The sequence below is a fragment of the Streptomyces sp. NPDC090445 genome, assembly GCF_044769385.1.
Lineage (GTDB): Bacteria > Actinomycetota > Actinomycetes > Streptomycetales > Streptomycetaceae > Streptomyces.
Genome location: NZ_JBIVXV010000003.1, coordinates 597,317 through 616,313, shown reverse-complemented (window position 1 = coordinate 616,313; position 18,997 = coordinate 597,317). Strand labels below are relative to the sequence as shown.

Annotated in this window: 16 protein-coding genes; 8 read left to right on the top strand and 8 right to left on the bottom strand. The window is 74.8% G+C overall.

Annotation, left to right across the window (positions count from 1 at the left end):
- Positions 1-107 precede the first annotated feature (107 nt).
- Entirely contained in the window at positions 108-2,390 is a 2,283-nt protein-coding gene (locus ACIQUT_RS10780; protein WP_403561620.1) for a HelD family protein, read from the bottom strand.
- 246 nt (positions 2,391-2,636) lie between these two features.
- Between ACIQUT_RS10780 and ACIQUT_RS10775 the strand changes: the two genes are divergently transcribed.
- The 4 genes from ACIQUT_RS10775 to ACIQUT_RS10760 all read left to right on the top strand — a co-directional run bounded on the left by ACIQUT_RS10775 (position 2,637) and on the right by ACIQUT_RS10760 (position 4,708).
- Positions 2,637-2,828, top strand: coding sequence for a hypothetical protein (locus ACIQUT_RS10775; protein WP_403561618.1), 192 nt, complete (start codon positions 2,637-2,639; stop codon positions 2,826-2,828).
- A gap of 135 nt (positions 2,829-2,963) precedes the next feature.
- Positions 2,964-3,137, top strand: a complete 174-nt coding sequence (locus tag ACIQUT_RS10770) for a CsbD family protein (RefSeq protein ID WP_403561616.1) — start codon at positions 2,964-2,966, stop codon at positions 3,135-3,137.
- Positions 3,127-3,645, top strand: coding sequence for a DUF6328 family protein (locus tag ACIQUT_RS10765; RefSeq protein ID WP_403561614.1), 519 nt, complete (start codon positions 3,127-3,129; stop codon positions 3,643-3,645). The genes ACIQUT_RS10770 and ACIQUT_RS10765 overlap by 11 nt, the downstream gene beginning before the upstream one ends.
- A gap of 169 nt (positions 3,646-3,814) precedes the next feature.
- Positions 3,815-4,708, top strand: coding sequence for a RimK family alpha-L-glutamate ligase (locus tag ACIQUT_RS10760; protein WP_403561612.1), 894 nt, complete (start codon positions 3,815-3,817; stop codon positions 4,706-4,708).
- On the opposite strand, the gene ACIQUT_RS10755 is transcribed toward ACIQUT_RS10760, so the two are convergent.
- Positions 4,698-5,636, bottom strand: a complete 939-nt coding sequence (locus tag ACIQUT_RS10755) for an endonuclease/exonuclease/phosphatase family protein (protein WP_403561610.1) — start codon at positions 5,634-5,636, stop codon at positions 4,698-4,700. The two genes, ACIQUT_RS10760 and ACIQUT_RS10755, sit on opposite strands and share 11 nt — an antisense overlap.
- A gap of 104 nt (positions 5,637-5,740) precedes the next feature.
- Here ACIQUT_RS10755 and ACIQUT_RS10750 point away from each other — a divergent pair, with 104 nt between their 5' ends.
- Positions 5,741-6,328, top strand: coding sequence for a YdeI family protein (locus ACIQUT_RS10750; protein ID WP_403561608.1), 588 nt, complete (start codon positions 5,741-5,743; stop codon positions 6,326-6,328).
- A 9-nt stretch (positions 6,329-6,337) separates the two neighbouring features.
- Here the strand turns inward: ACIQUT_RS10750 and ACIQUT_RS10745 are convergent, their stop codons facing one another.
- The 3 genes from ACIQUT_RS10745 to ACIQUT_RS10735 all read right to left on the bottom strand — a co-directional run bounded on the left by ACIQUT_RS10745 (position 6,338) and on the right by ACIQUT_RS10735 (position 9,676).
- Positions 6,338-6,946: a Uma2 family endonuclease gene (locus tag ACIQUT_RS10745; protein ID WP_403561606.1), complete on the bottom strand. Its 609-nt coding sequence runs from the start codon at positions 6,944-6,946 to the stop codon at positions 6,338-6,340.
- A gap of 133 nt (positions 6,947-7,079) precedes the next feature.
- Positions 7,080-7,466, bottom strand: coding sequence for a hypothetical protein (locus ACIQUT_RS10740; RefSeq protein ID WP_403561604.1), 387 nt, complete (start codon positions 7,464-7,466; stop codon positions 7,080-7,082).
- Positions 7,467-7,567: 101 nt separating this feature from the next.
- Positions 7,568-9,676 carry a SpoIIE family protein phosphatase gene (locus tag ACIQUT_RS10735; RefSeq protein WP_403561602.1) on the bottom strand — a complete coding sequence of 703 codons (2,109 nt, stop codon included), beginning with the start codon at positions 9,674-9,676 and terminating at the stop codon, positions 7,568-7,570.
- Between the two features lie 287 nt (positions 9,677-9,963).
- On the opposite strand from ACIQUT_RS10735, the gene ACIQUT_RS10730 reads away from it, so the two are divergent.
- From ACIQUT_RS10730 to ACIQUT_RS10720, 3 genes are all read left to right on the top strand, one after another.
- Complete coding sequence (locus ACIQUT_RS10730) at positions 9,964-14,175, top strand: helix-turn-helix domain-containing protein (RefSeq protein WP_403561600.1); 4,212 nt, start codon at positions 9,964-9,966, stop codon at positions 14,173-14,175.
- A 128-nt stretch (positions 14,176-14,303) separates the two neighbouring features.
- A complete protein-coding gene (locus ACIQUT_RS10725; RefSeq protein WP_403561598.1) occupies positions 14,304-15,149 on the top strand; it encodes a C40 family peptidase in 846 nt (281 codons plus the stop codon).
- Between the two features lie 110 nt (positions 15,150-15,259).
- Positions 15,260-16,540, top strand: coding sequence for a serine hydrolase domain-containing protein (locus ACIQUT_RS10720; RefSeq protein WP_403561596.1), 1,281 nt, complete (start codon positions 15,260-15,262; stop codon positions 16,538-16,540).
- 67 nt (positions 16,541-16,607) lie between these two features.
- Here the strand turns inward: ACIQUT_RS10720 and ACIQUT_RS10715 are convergent, their stop codons facing one another.
- From ACIQUT_RS10715 to ACIQUT_RS10705, 3 genes are read right to left on the bottom strand one after another with little or no spacing between them, the layout of a single operon-like run.
- Positions 16,608-17,558 (bottom strand): ABC transporter permease subunit, encoded by a 951-nt coding sequence (locus tag ACIQUT_RS10715; RefSeq protein WP_403561594.1) that lies wholly within the window; start codon positions 17,556-17,558, stop codon positions 16,608-16,610.
- Positions 17,555-18,526: an ABC transporter ATP-binding protein gene (locus ACIQUT_RS10710; protein WP_403561592.1), complete on the bottom strand. Its 972-nt coding sequence runs from the start codon at positions 18,524-18,526 to the stop codon at positions 17,555-17,557. Before ACIQUT_RS10710 ends, ACIQUT_RS10715 begins: the two co-directional genes overlap by 4 nt.
- A gap of 14 nt (positions 18,527-18,540) precedes the next feature.
- On the bottom strand, positions 18,541-18,957 hold the full coding sequence (locus tag ACIQUT_RS10705) for a GntR family transcriptional regulator (RefSeq protein ID WP_403561590.1): 417 nt from the start codon (positions 18,955-18,957) through the stop codon (positions 18,541-18,543).
- Between the last annotated feature and the right edge of the window lie 40 nt (positions 18,958-18,997).

Sequence of the window (18,997 nt, the reverse complement as noted above, 5' to 3'; positions counted from 1 at the left end):
TACGCGGGCGACCAGGACACCCAAAACCGTTCGGGATGTCCGCAGAGAGCAGGAATGGGTCCAAGACTCACTCCTGCTCACTGATTAGGAACGGTGCGGTTCGCCCGCTATCCCGCCGCCTCCTCCAGCCCGTCGGGCAGGCGGCCGGTGTGCACCACGCCGAGGCTCTGGGTCGCCCGGGTCAGGGCCACGTACAGGTCGCTCGGGGCGAAGTCCGCGGGCTCGGCGACGATCACCGAGTCGAACTCCAGGCCCTTGGCCTGCCGCGGCTCCAACAGGACCACGGCCCGGGTGAGATCGGGTTCCGCGCCCGCGCGCACGCCCGGCAGCACCGCGCCCAGCGGCCCGTGGAGCGCCCGCGGGGCGATCACCGCGAGCCGGCCCTCCGCCGGGGTGCCGCGGTGTACGGCGTCGGCCACCGCGGCGGCCAGGTCGTCCGCGGCCCGCACCCAGGGCTGCCGGCCGGTGGAACGCACCGACCGCGGCGGTTCGAAGCCGGGGTGGCGGGCCCGCAGGACGGCGGTCGCGAGGTCCATGATCTCGGCGGGCGTACGGTAGTTGACGCCGAGCCGGACGAGCTCCCACCGGTCGCCGATGTACGGGTCGAGGACCTGGCCCCAGGAGCCGCAGCCGGCCTCGTCGGCCGTCTGGGCCGGGTCGCCGACCAGCGTCATGGAACGGGTCGGGCAGCGCCGCATCAGCAGCCGCCAAGCCATGGCGGACAGCTCCTGCGCCTCGTCGACGATGACGTGCCCGAAGGCCCAGGTGCGGTCTGCGGCGGCCCGTTCGGCGGTGCTGCGGTGGTCGGCCTCCTCGTGGCGCTCGGCCATCCGCTCGGCGTCGATGATGTCGTGCGCGGCGAGGAACTCGTTCTCCATGTCCTCGAATTCGTACGACTCGGATCCGGAGGACAGGTCGAGCACGCCCTGCGCGTACTCGATGCGCTCCTGCCGGGCGCGTTCCTCGGCGGCGCGCCGGGCGCTGTCGTCGACGCCGAGGAGTTCGGCGGCCTCGTCGAGCAGCGGGACGTCGGCGGGCGTCCAGTCGCCGGGCGCGGACGTCGCGCGGCGGATCAGCTCGGCTTCGCCGTCCGGCAGATGGGTGGGGTCGGCGAGGAACTCCGCGATCAGCCGGCGCGGGGTCAGCGGCGGCCACAGGGTGTCGATCGCGGCGTGCACCTCGCTGCTCGTCGCGATCTCCTTGCCGAGCTGCGCGATGTCGTCCGGGCCCAGCAGGTTGGGGCCGCCGAACGGGTCCGCGCCGAGCCGGTCGGCGAGCTGCTCGGTGAGCGCGTCGATGACGGAGAACGCGAAGTAGGGGTGGGCCAGGTTGTGCGGCAGCCCGGTGGCGCGTGCCCGGTCCCGGGCCTCGTACGCCATGGTCCGGTCCAGCAGCAGCGTCCCGTACTCGTCGTGGTCGATCTCCAGGGCCGGTTCGGGGACCACGGCGCTGTCCTCGCCGCTGCCGGCGGGCACGGTCTCCGGCAGGGTCTGCCGGTCCTGTACGACGCGGGCCAGGACCCCGGCCATCTTCACGTGGCCCTTGACCGCGGCCGCGCCGGGCCGGTCGGTGCCCGTCGCGCGGATGCCGGGGAACAGCTCGCCGATCGTGGCGAGCAGGACGCCGGTCTCGCCGAGGGCCGGGAGCACCTCGCCGATGTAGCCGAGGAAGGCCGGGTCCGGACCGACGATCAGCACACCGCGCTTGGCGAGCAGTTCGCGGTACGCGTAGAGCAGGTAGGCGGCCCGGTGCAGGGCGACGGCCGTCTTTCCGGTGCCCGGGCCGCCCTCGACCACGAGCACGCCGCGGTGCGGGGAGCGGATGATCCGGTCCTGCTCGGCCTGGATGGTCTCGACGATGTCGTGCATGCGGCCGGTGCGGGCGGCGTCGAGCGCGGCGAGCAGCACGGCGTCCGCGTCGGCGCCCTCGTGTCCGGTGCGTTCGGTGTCGGTGAGGTCGAGGATCTCGTCGTGCAGGGCGGTGACGCGGCGGCCCTGGGTGGTGATGTGCCGGCGCCGGCGCAGGCCCATCGGGTGGTGGCCGGTGGCGAGATAGAACGGACGTGCGACGTCGGCCCGCCAGTCGATGACGAGGGGGGTGCGCTCGCTGTCGTCGCGGCGGATTCCGATGCGGCCGATGTGGTGGTCCTGGCCGTCGGAGAACTCCAGCCGGCCGAAGCAGAGGCCGCTCTCGCCGGAGTTCAGTGCGGAAAGCAGCCCGGATTGCTCCGCGACGAGGATGTCACGTTCCAGGCGGGTCTGCGCGCTGTTTCCCGCGCCGGCCGCGAGTGCGCCGCGCACGGCGCGTTCGGCCTGATCACGCAGGTCATCGAGGCGCGCGTAGAGCGCATCGATGAATTGCTGCTCTTTACGGAATTCCTCGGTTGACAATTCCACTCCCGACCCGATACACTGTCCTCAGTAAAGCTTGTTCACGCGTGCCCTCATCGGGAGGCGTGAACTCTTCAATATACGCGGATGATAACCCCGGACGCCAATTCGGCCCCGGGGTTCTTTCGTATGCCCCGGCGTGCTGCGCGGCGCCTCCGTGTCACCCGGACGGCCCACTCGTCGGGCCGTCCGGGCCGGGCCCTGGTGTGGTGGATGCACGAGCTGTCGAGCACACGGGGAAGTGTCATGTACGAAATGCACCTCGGCGAGGCGGCCACCGGGCAGGACCCGGTCTGGCACGTCGTCGCCCGCGACCGCTCCGCCACCCTGTGCGGCCGCCCCCTCCTCCCGGCCGGTTACACGGAGACCGATGCGCACTGCGTGCCCTGTATGACGGCCTTCCGCGACGTGATGGGCGGGGAGACCGCACAGCCCTGACGGGCCCGGCCCGCCGGGCCCCGGTACGGGTACGGGTACGGGTCCGGCAGCCCGGGTTTTCCGACCGGGTGTGTTTGCGCCCCGCACCGCGGGTCAGACGCATCCGTGTTACCGATTCCTTCGGAGGGAGTGACCATGTCCGGCAAGGAGAAGGCCAAAGCCAAGGGCGAGCAGCTCAAGGGCAAGACCAAAGAAGCCGCCGGCCGCATCACCGACGACAAGCGCATGACCGCCGAGGGCCGCGCGGAACGCATCAAGGGCGACATGCGCGAGGCCAAGGAGAAGATGAAGGACACCCTTGAAAGCTGACGCCGACCGCGGCGAACGCGGCCGGGACGAAACCCCGGAGGAACGGGCCGATCGGCGGTGGCAAGAGCTCGTACAGGAGATCCGGGTCGTCCAGACGGGCGTCCAGATCCTGTTCGGATTCCTGCTGACCGTGGCGTTCACCCCGCATTTCCAGCAGCTGTCCCACACGGACCGGACGATCTACACCATCACGGTCGTCCTCGGCTCGCTGGCCACGGGAGCGCTGATCGGGCCCGTTGCCCTCCACCGCATCGTCGCGGGGCGGCAGCTCAAACCGCACGCGGTGGTGTGGGCCTCGCGGCTCACGATGATCGGCATCGTGCTGCTGCTGGCCACCCTCGTCGCCGCCCTGTTCCTGATCCTCCGCGTGTCCACGGACGACACCGCGGTGCCCTGGATCGTGGCCGGGGTGCTGGCCTGGTACCTGCTGTGCTGGTACGCGCTGCCCCTGTGGGTGCGCGTCCGGCACACCGACGGTTCCGCGCCCCCGCCCCCGCCCCCGGACTGAGGCGAGGACGGGGCCCGGGCGGCCCGACCCGGCTGATCCTCCGCATCGCCTTCGCGGCAGCCCCGCCCGTCGCACGGCCGACCGGGCGGGGCCCCGGTGCTCCGCACTAGCCTGGTGCAGCCGCGCCGGGGTGCACTCCGGCGCGCAGCCTGCTGCGAAGGAGATGCGGATGACCGTCACCACCCGGGTGGCCCTGGCCACCTCGGCCCCGGGCCTGGACGAGGACCCGGACATGCCGGCCCTGCTGGAGGCCCTGCGCGCGCGGGGCCTCGACGCCGTGGCCGCGGCCTGGGACGACCAGGACTTCGACTGGTCGGGGTGCGCCGCGGTGGTGATCAGGTCCACCTGGGACTACGCGCTGCGGCGGCCGGAGTTCCTGGCGTGGGCCGACGCCGTCCAGGCCGTGTCGTGGCTGGACAATCCGGCGGGGGTCGTGCGGTGGAACACCGACAAGGTCTACCTGCGGGACCTCGCCGAACGCGGTGTCCCCGTCGTCGCGACCCGGTTCATCGCGCCGGGCGAGGAGGCGGTCCTGCCGGACGGCGGAGAGTTCGTCGTGAAGCCCTCCGTGTCGGCGGGCGCGTACGGCACCGCCCGGTACACGGAGGCGCAGCGCGACCTGGCGGCGGGGCACGTGGCGGCGCTGCACGACGCCGGGGCCACGGTGATGGTGCAGCCGTACCTGTCCCGGATCGACGAGGGCGAGCGGGGACTGGTCTTCCTCGGCGGCGCGTTCAGCCATGCGATACGCAAGGACCCGTTGCTCACCGAGCCCGGGGTCGTCGACAACGACCGGGTCCCCCACCCGAACCTGCGGCCGCACCGGCCGTCGGCCGCCGAACTCGCGCTGGCGCGGGCGGCACTGGCCGCCGTACCGGAACGGCAGGAGGAGCTGCTGTACGCGCGGGTCGACATCGCGTACGCCGACGACGGCTCGCCCGTGGTGATGGAGCTCGAACTGGTGGAGCCGAACCTGTTCATGGACCACGACGCGGAGGGGCCCGCCCGTTTCGCGGACCTCGTGCACCGGCGCACCGCGGCGCGGGCCGGCGTCAGAACCTGATGTCGGCCGCGACCGGCAGGTGGTCGCTTCCCGTCGCGGGCAGGGCCCGGACCCGTACGACGGTCGCCGAGCGGGTCAGGACCTGGTCGATGCGGGCCACGGGCAGCGCGGCCGGCCAGCTGAAGGCGAAGTCCCGGGCGGGCCGGGTCATCCGGGCGGTGACCGGGGCCAGCCCGCGGTCGTCGACGGTGCTGTTGAGGTCGCCGAGCAGGATCACCCGGTCCAGCGGCTCGGCGGCGAGCGCCGTCCCGAGGAGGACTGCGCTCCCGTCGCGGCGGGCGGAGCCGAAGCCGTGCGCGCCGAGGCGGAGCGAGGGCAGGTGCGCCACGTACACGGCCGCCTCCCCGCGCGGTGTCCGGGCGGTCGCCCGCAGCCCGCGGTTCCAGTCCTCCCCCAGGCCCGCCGGCCGGATGTCCACCGGCCGTGCGTCGGCGAGGGGGTGCTTCGACCAGAGCCCGACGGTGCCGCCGGCCGCGTGGTACGGGTACTGCGGGGCCAGGGCGGCCGCGTAGGCCGGCAGCGCGGCGGGGGTCAGCTCCTCCAGGGCGATCAGGTCGGCGCCGGTCGCGGCCAGCGCCCGCGCGGTGCCGGCCGGGTCGGGGTTCTCGTCGCTGACGTTGTGCTGGACGGCTACGAGGTCGGGGGCCCGGTCCGGGTCCGGGCCGGGGAGCAGGAAACCGCCGAAGAGCCAGAGCCAGGCGGCCGCGGGCAGCACGGCGGCGTACGCGGCCGGGGCCGACCGGCGCAGCAGGGCCCAGCCGAGGAGGACGGGCACGGCCAGGCCGAGCCAGGGCAGGAAGGTCTCCAGCAGCCCGGCGGGCCGGCCGGGCAGGTCGGGCAGCGCGCGGTGGAAAGCCGACAGCCCGCCGGCCACGGCCCCCGCGCCGACGGCAACGGCCGCCCGCGACCTGAACGTCCCCTGCCCCATGTTCCCCGCCCCCGGCTCGCTCCTCTCCCCGTTCCGGGGCGAAGACGTGGGAGGCGGGAATCCGGTTCCGCCCGGGTCGCCGTGCCGACGATAGCCTGGGCTGCATGGACGAGTTGGACGGTGTGGAAGTCGTCGCCTTCGCCGACGGCGGGGCGTTCGAGAACTGGCTGGCCGGGAACCACGGGCGGCAGGAGGGGGTGTGGGTCAAGGTCGCCAAGAAGAAGTCCGGCATCCCCTCGGTCACCGACGGCGAGCTGGTCGACATCGGCCTGTGCTACGGCTGGATCTCCGGCCAACGCCGTTCCCTCGACGCGCAGTTCTACCTGCAGAAGTACGTGCCGCGCAGGCCGCGGAGCCTGTGGTCGCAGGTGAACGTGGAGAAGGTCGCGGAGTTGACGGCCCTCGGCCGGATGCGCGAACCCGGCCTGGCGGAGGTGCGGAAGGCGCAGGAGGACGGGCGGTGGGCGGGGGCCTACGCCTCGCAGAAGTCCGCGACGGTACCGGAGGACGTCACCGCGGCCCTGGCCGAACACCCGGATGCGCGGGCGGCGTTCGAGGCGCTCGACCGGACCGGCCGCTACCTGGCTGTTCTCCCGGTCCTCCAGGCCCTCACCCCGGAGGCCCGCCGGACCCGACTCGACCGCGCGGTGGCCCTCCTGGCCGCGGGACACCGCCGCCGGGACGACGACTGATCTGCGAAATCAGTCCGGATCCCCGTCGAGGAGCAGGTCGACCGGAAGCTCCAGGGACACGCCGATGTGCTGGGGTACGGGGATGGACTCGCCCCGCTTGAAGGTGCGGCGGAGGCGGTAGGTGCCGTTGCGGGGATCGCAGCAGAGGACGGCTTCGTCGTGGCGCCTGTCCGCGATGATGTACACGGGAACGTCGGCGTTGGCGTAGCTGTCGACCTTCACGCCGAGGTCGTCCGACCAGTTCGACGAGGTCACTTCGACGACCAGGCGGAAGACGTCCGGTGCGTAGCAGTTCTTCGCGACCTTGTGGTGCACGAAGTCGGCCTCGACCAGGGAGAAGTCCGGGATGGCGAAGTCGTCCGCCCCGGTGGGGAGCCAGATGCCGATGTTCTGGACGTACCGCAGGCCCGCTTTTCTCGCACCGGCCTCGTAGAACCTCTCGATCAGCCACGTCAGCGACAGGGCGTGCCGCCCGTCGGCGGGTGGTGTCACGGTGAGCCTCCCCTGGAGAATCTCCACTCGGTGCCCGGGAAGCTCCTTGGAAAGACGATCGGCTGCTTCCGCGATCGTGGTCTCGTGCTGCATCACGGCCATGGCTTCCTCCCTCTGGGGGCTCACTCTGTCCCGAGGGTAGACGGCGGCTCCGACGGTCCACCCGCATTCACCCGAACGGGGTGGAGCGGGGCCTGGCGCCGGGGCGGGCCGGGAGGACGTGTGCGGTCCGGCCGCCCCGGCCCGCCCCGGCCGGTGGTCAGGGCGTCAGCGGGGCCGGCGCGGGGGTGCCGTAGAAGGTGACCGGGCCCCAGCCGCGGTCCTGGGCGATCTTGTTCAGGGCGTTGGCGATCTCGATGGGCGGTACGTTGAAGGAAGCCGGTGCGTCGATCGTCGACACGCTGAAGGTGATCACCAGCTCCCCCTCACCGCCCGTGGTGGCGGTTCTTCCCTTGAACTGGGTGCCGGAGGGGAAGGAGACCGCGGCCTGGGTTCCCTGCGCCTGGCTTGCACCGGCGGCTCCGGCGCTCTGCGTCTTCGCGTCCGCGGCGTCCGCCGCCTGCGCCGAGGCCGCCGAGGTCAGCACCGCCCCCGCGGCCGCCGTTCCCGAGTAGCCCAGCAGTGAACGCCGTGAAATCCCTGACATGGTTCCCCTCCCGTTGTGGTGACGGCCTTTCGTCGCCGCCGACGACCGATCGTAGGGACCGGCGGGGTCCGGCACAGCTGAATACGATCTTCCGCCGGCGGTCACCGCTCCGTGGTTCCGTCCCCGCCGCGTCCGCCCGGCGGCGCCCGTCGGACGCGGGCCAGGATGAGGACCGTGTCGTCCGTGGCGGAGGCGTCGGGGAGGAGTTCGGCGAGGATGCGGTCGGCGGCCTCCTCCAGGGAGTCGACGGGGGCGGCGAGCCGGCTGCGGAGGGCGTCGACGCCGGTGTCGATGTCCTGGCCGCGGGCCTCGACGAGGCCGTCGGTGTAGAGGGCGAGGACGGCGCCCTCGGGGAGGTCGACCGTGGTCGAGCGGTAGTCCACGCCGCCCACCCCCAGCGGGATGCCGAGGTCCTCGCCGAGGGCGCGGACGGTGCCGTCCGGGTTGCGGACCAGGGGCGGCAGGTGGCCGGCGTTGGCGATGCGGGCGCTGCCGGTGTGGGGGTCGTAGTCGAGGTACAGGCAGGTCGCCCATTCGATGCCCGCCTCCTGGGCGCAGTCGTCGAGTTCGGCGAGGAGGGCCGCCGGGTCGTCGGAGGTGTGCCGGGCCAGGGTCTGTGCGGTGATCCGCAGTCGGCCCATGGCCGCGGCGGCGAGGACGCCGTGCCCCATGACGTCGCCGACGACGAGGGCCACCCGGCCGCCGGGCAGGTCGATGGCGTCGTACCAGTCGCCGCCGACCTCGGTGACCCGGCCGCCCGGCAGGTAGCGGTGGGCGATGTCGACGTACGGGCCGGCGGCCGGGGCGCTGGGCAGCAGGGCCCGCTGGAGGGTGAGCGCGATGTCCTGGATCCGGCCGTAGAGCCGGGCGTTGTCCAGGCAGAGGGCGGCCCGGGAGGCGAGTTCGCCGGCGAGGCGGAGGTCTTCCGTGGCGAAGGCGGGACGGCGGGCGGACCGGCCGAAGATGGCGAGGCCCTGGACGGTGCCGCGGGCGATGAGCGGTGCGATGAGGATGTCGGCGAAGCCGCTGTCCAGCAGCAGCCGGGCGCGCTGCGGGTGGGCGACGGTCCGGGCGAGGAACTCCGCGTCGACCGGGACGGACAGGGGGCGGCCGGTGCTCAGCATGTCGTGGATGCTGGAGCCGGGTGGGTAGACGACCCGCTCCAGGCTGCCGAGGAGTTCATCGGCGGCGGGGGCGTCGAGGACGGTGCCCGAGGCGATCCGCCGGGTGATGAGGGGCAGTTGCGGGTCAAAGTCCTCGGTCTCGTCCATCCATTCCACGAGTTCGACGACGCAGCCGTCCCCGAAGTCGGGCACGGCCGCCTGGACGAGTTCGTGCGCGGTGACGTCGAGGTCGAGGGTGGTGCCGATGCGGGCCGCGGCCCGGTCGAGGAGGGCGAGGCGCTGCCGGGCGGCGCTGGCTTCGAGGATGGCCCGTTCCCGGTCGGTGACGTCGACCATCAGGCCGCCGACGCCGCGCCGGGTGTCGCCTGCTCCGCTCAGCGGGAAGAAGCTGACCGAGCGGACCTGGTCGAGGTCCGGGCGGCCCGGGGTGCGCAGTCCGACGAGGGCGCCGACGACGGTGAGGCCGCCGCGGGCGACGGCCCGCAGCATCCGCTGGTACTCGCCGCCGTCCGACGTGAGCATGATGTCCTCGACGGGGCGCCCGAGGTGGTCGGTGAGGGGGATGCCGTCCATGTCGGCGAGGGCCTGGTTGAGGTGGACGTAGCGCAGGTCCTCGTCGAGCATGACCAGGCCGATCGGGCAGGTCTTGAAGAGGGTGTCGAGGAAGACGAGGTTGGTCTTGACCCGGTCGAGGTCCGCGCCGCGGGCCGCCAGTCCCAGGACGACGCCGTCGCCCGTCGGTCCGGTCAGCGGGAAGCCCCGGAGCCCGCAGTCGAAGACGTCGCCGTTCTCGTGCAGCGCGGGCATCCGCACCCGCCAGTACCCGAGGGTGCGGGCACGCTCGACGAACCGGGACGCACCGCCCGCCTCCCCCGGGGACGGCGGCGGGAAGAGGTCCGCGGCGGGCCGGGACAGCACGGCCCCGGCCGGGTGCCCGAAGAGGGCCTGCGCTCCCGGGCCCCAGTAGCAGACCCGCTCCTCCGCATCGATGCCGAAGACGGCCACGGCCACGTCCTCCAGCAGCGCCCCCGGTTCGGAGCGGAGCGGGCTGGGCTCCTGCTCGCCCCCCGGCCGGGACGCTGGCATCGCCTGTCCCCCTTCCGCGCGCGGCCCGCCCGGTGCACGCACGGCCCGCGCGGGTGGCTGTCCGGGCCCGCACGGCAGGTCGCGGGCCGCCTCCTCAATTCTGCGCGCCCTGCTGGCCGAGGACACCACCGGCGGCGGACCGTGGCCGCCGCACGACGGACGGTGACCACGGCAGGCCGTCGACGCTGCCGTGCTGTTTTCCGCCTCGCCGGACGCGACGCACGCCGGACGGTCCGGGCCCCGCTGTAGCCTGGGGCTGCCATCTCACGACCTGGGCGCACACTGCCATGGGGGATGCCGTGGGGGACCCGGCCCCGGACCGCGGACGGAACACCGCTGACCAGCCCGACCCGTCTGCAGCAGCGCGGACACCCGTACCGGCGGCGGCCGGCGAGGAAGGCGGCGCGGCGGCGGCGTTCCCGGCGCAGTTGCGCCGGCTGCGGGTGGAACGGGGTCTGTCGCTGGCGGGCCTGGCCCGCCAGACGCACTACAGCAAGGGCTACCTGAGCAAGATCGAGACCGGTGCCAAGCGGGTCACCGTGGACGTGGCGCTGCGCTGCGACCGGGTGCTGGAGGCCGACGGCGCCCTGCTGCGGCTGGCCCGGGAGGCGGAGGCGGCCGCGGCCCGGGCCGCCTCCCCCGCCCCCGCGCGCGCTCCTGCCCCGGGCACCCCGGCCGCCGCCGGCGGCACCGCGTCCGCGGGCGGTTCGCCGTCCGTCCCGCAGGCGGACGGGGAGTGCCCCTACCGGGGCCTGGCGGCCTTCACCGACCGGGACGCGGACCGGTTCTTCGGCCGGGAGCGTGCGACGGCCGCGCTCGTCGAGCGGGTCTTCGAGCGGATCGGCTGCGGCCCGCTGCTGCTGGTGGGCCGGTCCGGCGCGGGCAAGTCCTCGCTGCTGAGCGCCGGTCTGGTGCCGGCGCTGCGGCGCCGCGGCGGATTCCCGGCGGCGGGCGCCGAGTCGTGGCCGGTCGTGCGGTTCACCCCGACCGCGCACCCCCTGCAGGAGCTGCTGGACTGCACCGCGAAGGTCCTGGGCGGCGGTCTCGGCATCACCCCGCAGGAGCTGGCCGAGCGGCCCGAGCGGCTCCTGGAGGCGGTGGGGCAGCGGGGGTGTGCGGTACGGCCGGTACTGCTCGTCGACCAGTTCGAGGAGGTTTTCACCCTCTGCGGTGACGGGGAGGAGCGGCACGCCTTCGTCCGGGTGCTCTGTGCCCTGGCCGCGGCCGGCCCGGAACCGGAGCCCGTACCGGAGGCCGAGGCATCGGCGGCAGGGCCCGCACCGGGGGCGGGGCCCGCGTCGGGGGCGGGGGCGGCGCGGCCCGGTGCCGCCGTCGTGGTCCTCGGCCTGCGCGCCGACTTCTCCGGCAGCTGCCTCGACCTGCCCGAGCTCGCCGCGGTCTTCACCGACGGCCTGTTCGTCCTGCCGCCCATGTCCGTGGCCGAGCTCAAGGAGGCCGTCGTCGGCCCGGCGGTGCGCGCCGGGCTCGCCCTCGAACCCGGCCTGGTGCCCCTGCTGCTGCGGGACGCCGGCGTACGCGACGGTCTCGCCGGCGCGGACGGGGCCGGGCGGGCCGCGGCCCCGTCCGGCGCGCTGCCGCTGGTGTCGCACGCGCTGCTGGCGACCTGGCAGCGGCGCGAGGGGGCGGTGCTGACCGTCGCGGGGTACGAGCACACCGGCGGAATCCAGGGGGCCGTCGCGCAGACCGCCGAGAGCGTCTTCGCCCGGCTGTACCCGGCGGAGCAGCGGATGGTGCGCCGGATCCTGGTGGCCCTGGTGCACGTCGCCGAGGGCACCGGTCCGGCCCGCCGCCGGATGGGCCGGGCCGCGCTGCTGGGGCAGTTCGCGGACGGGGCGGCGCCGGCCGCGCGGGCGCTGGACGCCTTCGTCCGGGCCCGGCTCGTCACGGCGGACCGCGATACCGTGGAGATCACCCACGAGGCCCTGCTGCACGCCTGGCCGCGGCTGCACGGCTGGATCCGCGCGGACCGGGACGGGCTGCTGGTCCACCGCCGGCTGGCGGAGGCGGCCGCCGAGTGGGAGCGCGAGGGCCGCGACCCGTCGGTCCTGCACCGCGGGACCCGGCTGGAGAGCGCCCGGTCCTGGGCCGAGGAGCTCGACGGCGGGAGCCGGCTCACCCCGCCGGAGGCGGAGTTCCTGGCTGCGAGCACGGCTGCCGAGGACGCCCGGCGGACGCAGGCCGGGCGCCGGGTCCGGCGCCGGCAGCGGATGCTGGCGCTGCTGCTGGTGCTGCTGGTGCTGGCCGTGAGCGCGGGCGGGGTCGCGTACCGGCAGCGGGGGCAGGCCCTCGGGCAGGAGCGCGTCGCCCGGTCGCACGCGCTCGCCGCGGAGTCGGCCTCGCTGGCGGCCGGCCGGCCCGAGGCGTCGATGCGGCTCGCCGAGGAGGCGTACCGGACGATGGCGACCCCGCAGGCGCGCGGGGCGCTGCTGAGCACCCAGTCGCAGCCCTTCCTGGCCCGGCTCGCCGGGCACAGCGGCCCGGTCAACGCGGTGGCCTTCGCTCCGGGCGGCCGGCTGCTGGCGACGGCCGGTTCGGACGGGAAGGTGCTGCTGCGCCGGGTCTCCGACCGGCGGACGGCCGCGACGCTGACCATGCCCGGGCGGGTCCGGTCGGTCGCCTTCAGCCCTGACGGCCGTACCCTCGCGGCGACGTCCACCGAGGGCCCCGTACGGCTGTGGGACACCGCGGGGCGGGTCACGGCCGAGCTCCCGGCGGAGACGGCGGGTGCCCGGGCCGTGGCGTTCTCCCCCGACGGGCGCGCCCTCGCCGTGGCGGCCGCCGACGGCACGGTGCAGCTGCGGGTTCCGGCGGGCGGGGCGGGTCCGGCGCGGATCCTGACCGGGCACACGGGAAGGGTCGAGGCGCTGGCGTACGCGCCGGACGGCCGGACCCTGGCCTCGGCGGGCGCCGACCGGACGGTGCGGCTGTGGGACGTGGCCGGGGACCGTCCGCCGGCCGTCCTGCAGGGGCACACCGGCGGGGTGCTGGGCGTGGCGTTCGCGCCGGACGGGCGGGGCGTGGCCAGCGGCGGCAGCGACCGCACGGTCCGGCTGTGGGACGTGGCCGGGCGGCGGGCGGCCGCGACGCTGACCGGGCACAGCGACGACGTCAACGCGGTCGCCTACCTCCCGGACGGCACGACGGTCGTCGGGGCCGGCGGCGACGGGACGACCCGGCTGTGGGACGTGCCCAGCGGCCGGCCGACGGCCACGCTGTCGGGGCACACCGACTACGTGCTCGCGCTCGCCGTGGACCCGGCGGGGGCGACGCTGGCCACGGCCTCCTTCGACCAGTCCGTGGTGCTGTGGGACCTGCGGGGCCCGGTGCTGGCCTCCCGGCCGTTCGCCGAGGTCTGGCACGCCGCGCACAGCCCGGACGGGAAGCTGCTGGCCACCGCCGGCGGCGACCACGCGGTGCGACTGTGGGACGTGCCCGGGCGGCGGCCGGCCGCGGTGTTCGAGGGGCACACGGAGGCGGTGTACGGGGTGGCGTTCTCCCCGGACGGGCGGACCCTGGCGTCGGCCGGCTCCGACGGCACGGTCCGGCTGTGGGACGTGCCCGGGCGGGCGCCCCTGGCCACCCTCACCGGCCACGGCGGCATCGTGTACGCGGTCGCGTTCGCCCCGGACGGGCGGACGCTCGCCTCGGCGTCCGCCGACCGCACCGTACGCCTGTGGGACGTGCCCGGGCGGGCACCCCTGGCCACCCTCACCGGCCACACCGACTTCGCCAACGACGTCGTGTTCAGCCCCGACGGGCGCACCCTCGCGAGCGCGGGGGACGATCTGACGGTCCGCCTGTGGGACGTCGCCGGCCGGGCCCCGCTGGCCACCCTCACCGGGCACGCGGGCGCGGTGCGGGCCGTGGCCTTCGCCCCGGACGGGCGGACGCTGGCGAGCAGCGGCAACGACGGCACCGTGCGCCTGTGGGACGTGCGGCGGTACGCGGTCACGGCGGTGCTGGCCGGGCACGTCGGCGCCGCCCGGGGCATCGGCTTCTCCCCCGACGGGCGGACCCTGGCCAGCAGCGGCACCGACCGCACGGTCCGGCTGTGGGACGTGCCCGGGCGGCGGCTGTGGGCCGCCCTGACGGGTCATGTGAACGCGGTGTGGGGCGTGGTCTTCTCGCCCGACGGGCGGACGGTGGCCAGCAGCAGCACCGACGGCACGGTCCGGCTGTGGAACCCGGACCCGGCGGCCCGGCTGGCCGCCCTCTGCCGGCTCGGCACGGCCCACGGGCCGCACGGCGGGCCGTCCGGCAACCCGTCCGGCGACCTGTCCGGCGACCTGTCCGACAGCGCGCCCGACAACCTGTCCGACCATCCGTCAGGCGGATCATCCGACCATCCGTCAGGCGGGCTGTCCGGCGACCTGTCCGACAGCGCGCCCGACAACCTGTCCGACCATCCGTCAGGCGGGCTGTCCGGCAGCCCCGCGGACCCGCGGGAGACGGCGGCGCGCTGCGCCGGAAACCCCTGACCGGCAGGGGTTTCCCGGGGGTTTCCCGTTGCCCGTACGGGTGGGGTGACGTCCGGATCTCGACGCCGCGGCCGCGCGGCCAGCAGGCTCGTGCCGTACCCGCCGCCGCATCAGAAACGGGGTCCCCCATGCTTCGCCGGTCCGCTCCCCTCGCCGTGCTCATCGCGCTCCTGGCCTTCCTCCTGGGGGCTCCCGGCCCGGCCCCGGCCGCCGCCGACGCCTCGTGCCGGGTCCTCGCCCCGGGGGCCTCCCCGGAGGCCGAACGGGCGGTGGCCGCCGCCTGCGAGCAGGTCGCCGCCGGCGTCTGGTACAGCTGGGGCGGTGGCCACGGCCCGGAGCCGGGTGCCACGTACGGCCGGGTGGACCCCACCGACCCGGCCAGCGAGCACGATCCCGAACGGCTCGGCTTCGACTGCTCGGGCCTGGTCCGGTACGCGTATGCGCGGGCCACCGGCTCGGACGTCCTGAACGGCACCGCGTCCTCCCAGTACTACACGCACCGCGCGGCCGAGCGCTTCACGGCCGGCCAGGGCCTCGCGCCGCTCCTCCCCGGCGACCTGCTCGTGTGGGGGACCCCTCAGGACCTGCACCACATCGCCGTCTACCTGGGGGCGGGCAGGATGGCGGAGGCCCGGCAGTCCGGCACGAAGCTGATGGTCAGTGACGTCCGGCTGTCCGGCGACTACCACGGGGCGGTGCGCGTCAACCCCGGTCCCGTGACGGGGTCCCTCTTCCGGACGTGGGGCACCGGTGTCTGGACCAAGGCCCTCCCGTCCGTCTCGGCCGCCCGCGTGTACGCCTTCCCGGGGCCGACGACGGTCCGCGTCCAGTGCCAGAAGCACGCGGAGAAGGTGACCTCGGAGGGCTACACCAACGACGCCTGGTCCTATCTGCCCGACTACAAGGCGTGGATGACGAACATCTACATCCAGGGGCCCGCATGGCTGGACGGCGTGCCCACCTGCATCTTCTGACGCGTTGCGGTGCACGGCCCGCCCCCGGCCAGGCCGTACGATCCCCCCTTCTCCCCTCCCCCTCTTCCCTCCTCTCCCCCCTCCTGTCTCCGCACCAGCCGAGGAGCACCGTGCGCCTGCCCGCCCACCGCCGCCTGACCATCGGCGCCGCCCTGCTGGCCGCAGCGGCCGCCGTGGCACCGGCCGCCACCGCCCACGCCGCCGCCGTGACCCGGCCGGCCGCCACACCCGCCGGCATCTCCACCGCCCCGGCGCCGAGGCCCGACCTCGACGCGCTCGTACGGGCGTTGCGCAGTACGACCGCGGCCGGCGCGCCCGGGGCCATGGCCCGCTTCACCGGAGCGGGCAGGCCCGTGGCCAAGGCCGTCGGGGTACGGGACCGGGCCGGCGGAGCGGCCATGGATCCGCGGGCCCGCTTCCGGATCGGCAGCGTCACCAAGACGTTCTCCGCGGTCGTCCTGCTGCAGCTGGCGGCCGAGGGGCGGCTGGGCCTGGACGACCCGGTCGAGCGGCACCTGCCCGGGCTGCTGCCCGACGGCGACCGGATCACGGTGCGCCACCTGCTGTCCCACCACAGCGGGCTGCCCGACTACACGGACGCCATGTTCGAGCGCACCGTGCCCGGCTTCGAGGCCGTCCGGAACACGGTGTTCAGCCCGCGGGAGCTCGTCGGCCTCGCGCTGCGCGCGCCGCGCACCACGCAGCCGGGGGCGGCGTACGCGTACTCGAACACCAACTTCGTGATCGTCGGCATGCTCATCGAGAAGGCCGGCGGGCACGGTGTGGCGCAGGAGTACGAGCGGCGCATCATCAAGCCGCTGGGCCTGGACCACACGGCGTACGTGCACCCGGCGACGGCGGTCCCGGGGCGGCACGTGCGCGGCTACCTCCACCCCGACGAGGCGGGGGCGCCGCTGGTGGACTCCACCGAGCAGACGGCGTCCTGGGCGCAGGCCGCCGGGGCGATGATCTCCAGCCCGGCCGACCTGAACACCTTCGTGTCCGCGCTGCTCGGGGGCCGGCTGCTGCCGCCGCGGATGCTGGACGCGATGCTCGTGATGAGCCCGACCGATGCCGCGCGGACCCGGTTCTACGGGCTCGGGCTGCGGCGCTACGACCTGACGTGCGGGGTGCGGGTGTACGGCCACACGGGCACGGTGCAGGGCTACTACACGTACGCCTTCGCCACCCGCGACGGGCGGCGCGCGCTGGCCGCCATGGCGAACACCTCGAACCGGGGCCAGGCCAACACCGCGCTGGGCGGCACGCTGGAGGCCGTCTTCTGCGGCGGGAAGTCCGCCTCCGGGCCGGCGGGCCGCGGCCTCGCGACGACGCCGGGGCACGCTCCGGCAGACGCGGACGCGGACGCGGACCTGCCGGAGCGCGGCTGACGCGGCGGCGCTCCGGCGGACTCCCCGGCCGGCGCTCCCACGGGGGTGGGGCGCCGGCCGGGGGCGCTCAGACGAGGCGGTGGCGGCGGCGCAGCAGGACGGCCGTCAGCGCGACGAGCGCGAGGGCGAGGACCAGGTAGACGGCCGTGTCGATGGCCTGGAAGGTCCAGAAGTCGGAGCTCGGGTAGACCTTGTGGACCCGGCCGACGAAATTGTGCTCCGCCATGCAGGCGCGCAGCTCGTCACCGGAGAACAGGCAGTTCTCCAGGGGGTGCTGGGCGCCGTCGGGCGTCAGGTAGCGGTAGCCTGCGGACCAGGCGCTGCCGATGGGCTGCTTGGGCGTCATCCCCGGGGTGATCCGGTCCACGGGGGTGACGAAGTCGCGGCGGAAGTACGTCAGGGCTGCGGCCAGTCCCAGGACCGCGCTGCCGGTGATGACCATGGCCGGGATGGCACGGCGTACCAGCAGGCCGATCGCGGTGCCGGCGGCCAGCGCGCACAGGGCGCCGGCGACGGCGGAGGGGCCGGAGGCGTTGAGGACGTACGGGTCGTACCAGTAGATGCCGGCCAGGATGTTCGGGATCGGCTCCCACCACCAGGCGATCAGCGCGGCGATGACGGTGGAGAAGGCGACGGTGCAGAGCGCGGCGAGGCCGAACCGGGCGGCGAACCAGGTGCGGGCGCCGACGCCCTGGGTGAGGGCGAGCGTGACGGTGCCGCGCTCGATCTCCCGGCCGATGAGGGGGGCGCCCCAGAACATGCCGATGGCGGCGGGGACGAGCAGGCCGATGGTGCCGAGCACCCGGATCTCCGGGCTCTGTTCGAACACGGCCAGTTGGACCTGGGGCGGGCACTCGCCGTTCCAGCCCTTGCACTCGGTGAGGTCGTAGCCGGCGACGGCGTCCAGCAGGTCCGCGCGCCGCAGGGCGGCCCAGACCGTGCAGGCGGCGACGAGCAGGAGCCCGGCGAGGACGAGGAGGCGCTGCTGGCGCCAGGCGAGCCACAGGGAGCCGGTCATGCCGCGGCCTCCGTTTCCTGGTTCCCGGCGGCGGCGGACGGCGAGGCCGGCGACGCCACCGGTGCGGTCGTCCGCGGGGCCGAGCGCAGATGGGCGAGGAGGAGCTCCTCGAGGGACGGGGTCGCGGTGATCCAGCGCTCGTCGGCGCCGGCCGGGAGGGCGGCACCGGGGGCGTTGCGGACGACGGCGGTCAGGTGCCGGCCGGTGTTGGTGGCGTGGACGACGGCGTCGCGGTCGGCGTCCCGGGGCAGGCCGTCCGCGGTGGTGGGGTCGGCGAGGCCGGTGAGCCGCGTGTAGGCCTCCCGGAGGTCCTGGGTGTCGCCCGCGAGCCGGATCCGGCCCTGCTGCAGGAGGAGGACGTGGTCGCAGACGTTCTCCAGCTCGGGCAGCACGTGCGAGGAGATCACGACGGTGAGGCCGCGGTCGGCGACCTCGGCCATGAGCAGGCCCATCGCCTCGTGCCGGACCAGCGGGTCGAGGTCGGCGAGCGGCTCGTCCAGCAGGAGGAGGTCGGCCTGCTTGCCCAGGGCGACCGCGAGGGCGACCCGGGTGCGCTGGCCGCCGGAGAGGCTGCCGATCCGGGCGCTCGGGGGGATGTCGCCGGCGCGGACGATGCGTTCGGCCTTCGCCAGGTCGAAGCGGCGGCTGAGCCGGCGGCCCAGGGCCAGCGTGTCCGCGACCGTGAACTGCGGGTAGAGCGGCTTGTTCTGGGCGAGGTACGCCGTACGGTGGCGGGCCTCGCGGCTGCCGGGGGCCGCGCCGAAGACGCGTATGGATCCGGCGTCGGGGCGCATGAGGCCGGTCATCAGGTGGAACAGGGTGGTCTTGCCGGCCCCGTTGGGGCCGACCAGCGCGGCGATGCGGCCCGGCGGGAGTTCGAACTCGCAGCCGTTCAGGGCCTTCTTCCCCCGGAAGGCGTGCTCGATCGCCGTTGCCCGGAGCGCCGCGGGGGCGGTCGGGTCGTTCACGTGGTGTCCTCTCGTCACGGTGCGTCCGGGCCGGGTCGGGGCGCGGGCGCGGGATCCGTCGTCTCGGTGAGTGCCGCCTCGACGAGCGCGAGAATGTCGGCGCGCCCCAGTCCTGCTTCCTGCGCCCTCGCCATCCAGGCGATGAGGTCCGCGCGCAGGGGCGAGTCGGCGGCCGCTTCCGGGCGCGACAGCGAGCGGGTGACGAACGTGCCCCGTCCGGGGCGGGGTTCGACGAGCCCTTCGCGCTCCAGCTCGCGGTAGGCCTTCAGCACGGTGTTGGGGTTGATCGCGGTGGCCTCGACGACGGCCCTGGCGGTCGGCAGCCGGTCCCCCGGTTCCAGGACGCCCAGCCTGAGCGCCTGTTTGACCTGGTTGACGAGCTGTAGGTACGTCGCGACACCGCTGTGCCGGTCCACCTGGAACTCGATCATCTCTGCTTCACCACCATTCCACTAATGTGTTAGTGGAATG

What these genes read in the sequence shown, in the direction of transcription:
- ACIQUT_RS10775 (WP_403561618.1), top strand. Translation starts at nt 2,637, where the DNA reads ATGTACGAAATGCACCTCGGCGAGGCGGCCACCGGGCAGGACCCGGTC.
- ACIQUT_RS10770 (WP_403561616.1), top strand. Translation starts at nt 2,964, where the DNA reads ATGTCCGGCAAGGAGAAGGCCAAAGCCAAGGGCGAGCAGCTCAAGGGC.
- ACIQUT_RS10760 (WP_403561612.1), top strand. Translation starts at nt 3,815, where the DNA reads ATGACCGTCACCACCCGGGTGGCCCTGGCCACCTCGGCCCCGGGCCTG.
- ACIQUT_RS10755 (WP_403561610.1), bottom strand. Translation starts at nt 5,636, where the DNA reads ATGGGGCAGGGGACGTTCAGGTCGCGGGCGGCCGTTGCCGTCGGCGCG.
- ACIQUT_RS10750 (WP_403561608.1), top strand. Translation starts at nt 5,741, where the DNA reads ATGGACGAGTTGGACGGTGTGGAAGTCGTCGCCTTCGCCGACGGCGGG.
- ACIQUT_RS10740 (WP_403561604.1), bottom strand. Translation starts at nt 7,466, where the DNA reads ATGTCAGGGATTTCACGGCGTTCACTGCTGGGCTACTCGGGAACGGCG.
- ACIQUT_RS10735 (WP_403561602.1), bottom strand. Translation starts at nt 9,676, where the DNA reads ATGCCAGCGTCCCGGCCGGGGGGCGAGCAGGAGCCCAGCCCGCTCCGC.
- ACIQUT_RS10730 (WP_403561600.1), top strand. Translation starts at nt 9,964, where the DNA reads ATGGGGGATGCCGTGGGGGACCCGGCCCCGGACCGCGGACGGAACACC.
- ACIQUT_RS10725 (WP_403561598.1), top strand. Translation starts at nt 14,304, where the DNA reads ATGCTTCGCCGGTCCGCTCCCCTCGCCGTGCTCATCGCGCTCCTGGCC.
- ACIQUT_RS10715 (WP_403561594.1), bottom strand. Translation starts at nt 17,558, where the DNA reads ATGACCGGCTCCCTGTGGCTCGCCTGGCGCCAGCAGCGCCTCCTCGTC.
- ACIQUT_RS10705 (WP_403561590.1), bottom strand. Translation starts at nt 18,957, where the DNA reads ATGATCGAGTTCCAGGTGGACCGGCACAGCGGTGTCGCGACGTACCTA.